The sequence below is a fragment of the Cryobacterium sp. 10I1 genome (assembly GCF_035019805.1).
Lineage (GTDB): Bacteria > Actinomycetota > Actinomycetes > Actinomycetales > Microbacteriaceae > Cryobacterium > Cryobacterium glucosi.
Genome location: NZ_JASJVF010000221.1, coordinates 1 through 5,460, shown reverse-complemented (window position 1 = coordinate 5,460; position 5,460 = coordinate 1). Strand labels below are relative to the sequence as shown.

Below are 5,460 nucleotides of genomic sequence, written 5' to 3'. Positions count from 1 at the left end.
GCCGGTGCCGGCCCCGGTGGAGGTCGGAGCGTTGGTGTCTGACATGGTCAGTCGGCCTTTCGGGCTAGTTCGTCCGCGACGATGTCGGGGAGGACGGTGACGAGGTGTTCGTGCCAGGCGATCTCGGCGCGCAGGCGGGCTGCCTTGTGCTGCATGACAAAACTCTCGCTGGCGGTGAGATAGGGGAGGGCGTGCGCCGTGGTGGCTTCGGAATCGGTGAGCATGGCGCGCAGGGCGAGCAGGCGTGCCTCGATCATCAGGGGGAGTTCATCGAGGCGGTCGGGGTCGAGCCGGGTCATCGCGAGGTCGAACGGGTCGGGCTTGAGCACGATCGTGCGCAACCCCTCGAGCCGGAGCGCGGCGAGGTCCCGGCGCCCGGCATCCGAAATCTCGTAGACCTGTCGCTCGGGGTAGTGGCCCTCGCGCTCGACGTGGGCCACGCTGATCAGCCCCTCGGTCGCGAGGCGTTTGATCGCCCCGTACACCGCGCCGACGGAGATGTCCGTCCACATGTGCACGTGCTCCTCCTCGGCGAGCAGGCGGAGCTGGTGGCCGTGCATCGGTCCGCGCTCGGCGAGGGAGCCGAGAATGAACAGGCGAATCGATGACATGCGTTTACTCTCGCACGAGTAGTCATGCGAGTCAAGGCCGAGGGTGATCGCATTCACCAAGCGGATGCCCGCCCTGCGCACAGCAGAAAACCCCCACTCTCGCGAGTGGGGGTTTTCCGTTTCTGTGTTTTGCTGTCGGGGTAACAGGATTTGAACCTGCGACCTCGTCGTCCCGAACGACGCGCGCTACCAAGCTGCGCCATACCCCGATGGCCCGTAAGCCGTGTCAAGTATAACCCCATGCACATGGATGCTCGGTGCAGCCCCCGAACGGATCCCGTGAGCGCCGCCTACGACGAGGCGGTCAGGGTCAGCAGGGTCGCCTCGGGCGGGCAGGCGAAGCGCACCGGGGCGTAGATCGACGTGCCGAGGCCGGCCGAAACGTTGAGGTATGCGCTGCGGAGTCCGGATCCCCAGAGGCTGAGCCCCTTGACCTGAGACCGCGGAATGTCGCAGTTCGTGACGAGGGCGCCGAAGCCGGGCACGCAGACCTGGCCGCCGTGGGTGTGCCCCGCGAGGATCAGTTGCGCGCCGTGGTTCACGAACGAGGTGAGCACCCGGCGGTACGGCGCGTGCGCGACGCCGATCGTGACCGTCGGCCGTGGCTCGCGGTGCTCCGCGGAGTCCGGCCAGGTCTCGTCGCCGAGCGGGTCGTCACCGCGGAGGTCGTCGACGGCCCGGGTGATCAGGTCGAGGCGATCGCGTCCGATGTGCGGGTCGTCCACGCCGAAGAGCTCGAGGTGGGTGCCGTTGATGTCGAGAGCCTCCGCGGCATTGTTGATGTCGTTCCAGCCGAGATTCGCGAAGATCCCGTGCAGACGGTCGGTGTCGAGCCGGTTCTGCGGGGCGGCCTTGAGCAGCGACGGTCCGCCGAAGTACCGGAACGGATTCTTCAGCTGCGGTCCCCAGAAATCGTTGGAACCGTTGACGAAGATCCCGGGGATCCCCGCGAACGGCTCGAGCGTGTACGCGAGGGCGTCGAAGGCATCCGTGTGGCCGAGGTTGTCTCCGGTGTCGACGACGAGGTCGGGCTTCAGCGCGGCGAGGCTGCGCACCCACTCCTGTTTGTCCTTCTGCCAGGGCGCGAGGTGCAGGTCCGAGATGTGCAGCACACGGATCGGTTTCGAGCCTGGGGCGAGCACGGGCACGGATGCCTCACGCAGGGTGAACATCCGACGTTCGAGCAGAGATCCCCAGGCGAACGCGCCGGCACCGGCCGCGGCTAGCGCGCCCGTGCCGACGAGGAGGGCCTTGGCCCCGGTGCCGAGGGTACTCATCCGCCCGCCTTGCCGTTGCCGTTGGTGGCGGCGAGCCTTCCGATCACGATCGTGATGGTGTCACCGGGCTTGGCTCCGCCACCGGCCGCCGGGGACATCGAGATGACCTTGCCCACCTGTGTCGGATCGGTGGTGTCGCCGTCCGTCTTCGCGACGGCGAACTTGCCGAGCGTCGATCGAGCCTCACCCTCACTCTTGCCCACGACGTCGGGCACGACGATCTGCGAGGCGTTGCTGGTGTACACGGTCACGCTCGAGCCGCGGCTCGTGCTTGTTGCTCCTGCCGGGTCGGTCTTGGCGACAGTGCCGCCCGGGAGCTCCGAGTCAATCGGGCCGCCGTCGACGAACAGGAAGCCGGCCGCCTCAAGGGTGGACTGGGCCTCACTGATGCTCTTGCCGCGGAGGTCCGGGATGGGGATCTGAACCGCATTGACGATCGTTCCGGTCGCGGCGGGGAACGCGTCTCCGCCGTACTTGGCGTTGGCGACGCTCATGATGACCGGCCACATCCGGTGCCGGGCGGTGGCCGCCTGGCCGCTCGCGAAGGTGGTGTTGCGCTGGTCCTTGTCGCCGGTGACGCTCATCACTCCGACGATGGTCGCGACCTTGCTGCTTGCGCCGCCCATCCAGGTGTCCTTGTTGCCGTCGGTGGTACCGGTCTTACCGATCATCGGGACCTTCGGGCTCGTGGCCGCGTTCGAGGCGGCGGCAGTTCCCCCCGATCCCATGACCTGCTGCATGGCGGTCGTCATGCCGGCCGCGACGTTGGGGTCGACTGACTGGTGGCAGTCGCTTGTCGGCGCCGGGAGTGTGGCTCCGTCGGAGCCGGTGATGTGGTCGATCACGATCGGGCTGCAGGTGGCGCCCTTGTTGGCGATGCCGGCGAAGGCGACCGCCATGCTCAGGGGCGCGACCTCGTTGGTGCCGAGCACCGCTGAGGCACCCTGCTCGAGCGGGGCACCGTCGGCGCGCGTGACGTCGAAGGCCTCGGCGGTCTTGCGGATGGCACACAGGTCGAGTTTCTTCGCCATGCCGATGAAACCGGTGTTGATGGACCCGATCGTCGACTGCAGCGCACTGTAGTTGGCGCCGGTCTCGGACGACGAGTCGTTCTTCGGGTTGTAGCCGGGGAAGCTCACGGTGCCGCCGGTCGCGCAGCTGTCCCGGAAGGGGCCCCAGTTCGACTTGATACGGGAGTCGACCCGCTCATTGAGCGAGTGACCCTCGGTCAACCACTCGGCGAGGGTGAACACCTTGTACATCGATCCGGGCTGGAACCCGTGCGAACCGCCCTGGTCGACGTTGGTGTTGTAATTGATCCCCGTGTAGTTCGCGCCGGTGGCTTGCACGGCCGGGTCCTGGCTGTAGTCCTTGTTCTGCGCCATGGCGAGAACCTTCCCGGTGCCCACACCGACGCTCACGGCCACTCCGCCGACGTCCCAGCCGGGGAAGGTGTCGGGGACGTTGGCCTTCATCGTCGCCTCAGCAGCCTGCTGGAGGTCCAAGTCGAGGGTCGTGTAGACGTTGAACCCACCACGCCGGAAGTTGGCCATCCGGGTGGTGTCGTCGGCGCCGAAGACCGGGTTGTTCTGCAGAGTACTTACGACGAGGTCGCAGAAGTACGCGCTGCCGCCGGCGGTCTGGCAGCCGGTCGAGGGTTCGTGGATGCTGGGCTCGATGGCCGACGCGATCGCGGCATCGTGGTCGGCCTGGTTGATCTTGCCGTACTTGAGCATCTGGTCGAGGATGTAGTCGCGGCGGTCCTTGTTCGCGGCGTAGCCGTTCGCGGCGCCGTTGGTCGCGCTGTCCGGCTGGTCGAGCTGGAACTTGACCGGGTTGTTCACGATCGCGACCAGGCTCGCGGCCTGCGGGAGCGTCAGCGTCGCCGCCGTCGCGCCGAAGTAGTACTCCGCGGCCGATTCGATGCCGTAGACGGTGCCGCCGAAGCCGGTGATGTTCAGGTACTGGCGGAGGATGTCGTCCTTCGCGTACTTCTTCTCCACGCCGATCGCGAGGCGCATCTCCTTGAGCTTGCGGTCGGGAGTGGTCGCGGTGGCCGCGTCATAACAGTCCGACTTCTTCTGCGCATCCGTGAGCACTTCGCACTTCTGCACGAGCACGTTCTTCACGTACTGCTGGGTGATGGAGGAACCACCGCGAGTGCCGCCGCCCGCGAGGGTCGAGACGAGGCCGCCGACGGTGCCCTGCAGGTCGACGCCGCCGTGGTCGTAGAACCGGGGGTCTTCACCGGAGGTCGCGGCGTCCTTGACGAACTGGTTGATCGCATCCGAGGCGACCTCGACGCGGTTCTGGTCGTAGAACGAGGTCAGGAGGTAGGGGGCGCCGGTGCTCGTGGTCGCGTAGATGTTGCTCTTCTGCGAGAGCTGGTCGATCTTCAGGTAGTCGGGCAGGTTCTCGAAGACGTTGATCGTGTTCGTGGCAGCCATGCCCGACAAAGCGAGAGCGGGAGTGACCGCGGCCGTCACGAGAACACCGACGATTGCACTCATTCCAACGAAACCCAGGAGACCGCCCAGGGAGCCGCTGACCGTTCGATTTTTGGCAGACATACAATTGAGCGTAAGGGACAAATCTGTAAAACCGCCTGAATCGGAGTCTTATGCCTGCCTGGGAGTACCTCACCACCCCGCTGATGATCCACAACACCGCCGCCATCCTGAACAGCTGGGGATCGGACGGCTGGGAGCTCGTCCAGGTCGTGCCGGGACCGGAGGGCGGCCTCGTCGCATACCTCAAGCGTCCCGTCGTGAAGGAGGCCTGATCGTGTCGATCATTGATGCGCGTCTCGCCGAACTGGGAATCGACCTGCCGAGTGTGGTTCCCCCGGTGGCGTCCTACGTTCCCGCTGTCGTCTCTGGCAACCTCGTCTTCACCTCCGGCCAGCTGCCGATGGTGTCCGGCGTGCTGCCGGAGACCGGAAAGGTCGGCGACGGCCACGGTCTCGTGCCCGCCGCGGACGCCCAGGAGTACGCCCGCCTGTGCGCGCTCAACGCCCTCGCCGCGATCAAGGCCGTGATCGGGTCGCTCGACCGCATCACGCAGGTGGTCAAGGTCACCGGGTTCGTCGCATCCGACCCCGGGTTCACCGGCCAGCCCGGCGTCGTCAACGGGGCGTCGCAGGTGCTCGGCGAGATCTTCGGCGACCGCGGCGTGCACGCCCGGTCGGCAGTCGGCGTCGCCGTGCTGCCGCTCGACTCGCCCGTCGAGGTGGAGCTCATCGTCTCGTTCGCTTAGGCGCTCGCGCGCTCGTTCTCGGGCACGGGAGAGGTGGGGGCGGCGGATGCCGCGGCATCCGTTCGCCTGCCGCCGCGCCTCCGTAGCGCACCGGCCGTCTCGCTCGCCCACCGGCCCGTCCAATTCGCGAGGCGTTGCGAGGGCAGCTCGACCCACAGGTACATCAGCTGCGCGAGCGCGAGGCTGAGCGGCACAGAGACGAGCGCGCCGAGCCACCAGCGGCCAGGGCCGAACATCGTGCCGAAGGCGACGACGACCGGGAAGTGCACGAGGTACAGGCTGAAGCTCACCTGGCCGAGCCAGACCAGCGCCCGCTC

Annotated in this window: 6 protein-coding genes and 1 tRNA gene; 2 read left to right on the top strand and 5 right to left on the bottom strand. The window is 67.1% G+C overall.

The window, feature by feature from the left end:
• Positions 1-47: 47 nt before the first annotated feature.
• The 4 genes from QN345_RS15070 to QN345_RS15055 form a co-directional block, all read right to left on the bottom strand.
• A complete protein-coding gene (locus tag QN345_RS15070) occupies positions 48-611 on the bottom strand; it encodes a PadR family transcriptional regulator (RefSeq protein WP_322189308.1) in 564 nt (187 codons plus the stop codon).
• 135 nt (positions 612-746) lie between these two features.
• Positions 747-820, bottom strand: a tRNA-Pro gene (locus QN345_RS15065).
• Positions 821-901: 81 nt separating this feature from the next.
• A complete protein-coding gene (locus QN345_RS15060; RefSeq protein ID WP_134449665.1) occupies positions 902-1,888 on the bottom strand; it encodes a metallophosphoesterase in 987 nt (328 codons plus the stop codon).
• The gene (locus QN345_RS15055) at positions 1,885-4,398 is read right to left on the bottom strand and encodes a transglycosylase domain-containing protein (RefSeq protein ID WP_322189311.1); all 2,514 of its coding nucleotides are present in this window, start codon (positions 4,396-4,398) and stop codon (positions 1,885-1,887) included. Before QN345_RS15055 ends, QN345_RS15060 begins: the two co-directional genes overlap by 4 nt.
• 110 nt (positions 4,399-4,508) lie before the next feature.
• Here QN345_RS15055 and QN345_RS15050 point away from each other — a divergent pair, with 110 nt between their 5' ends.
• Together QN345_RS15050 and QN345_RS15045 are read left to right on the top strand one after the other, a co-directional pair.
• A complete protein-coding gene (locus tag QN345_RS15050; RefSeq protein WP_166787392.1) occupies positions 4,509-4,670 on the top strand; it encodes a DUF4177 domain-containing protein in 162 nt (53 codons plus the stop codon).
• A gap of 2 nt (positions 4,671-4,672) precedes the next feature.
• Positions 4,673-5,143 carry a RidA family protein gene (locus tag QN345_RS15045; protein ID WP_134449663.1) on the top strand — a complete coding sequence of 157 codons (471 nt, stop codon included), beginning with the start codon at positions 4,673-4,675 and terminating at the stop codon, positions 5,141-5,143.
• Here the strand turns inward: QN345_RS15045 and QN345_RS15040 are convergent.
• Positions 5,140-5,460: acyltransferase family protein (locus QN345_RS15040; protein ID WP_416347670.1), on the bottom strand; the 321-nt coding region annotated here is incomplete at its 5' end. The genes QN345_RS15045 and QN345_RS15040 overlap by 4 nt on opposite strands.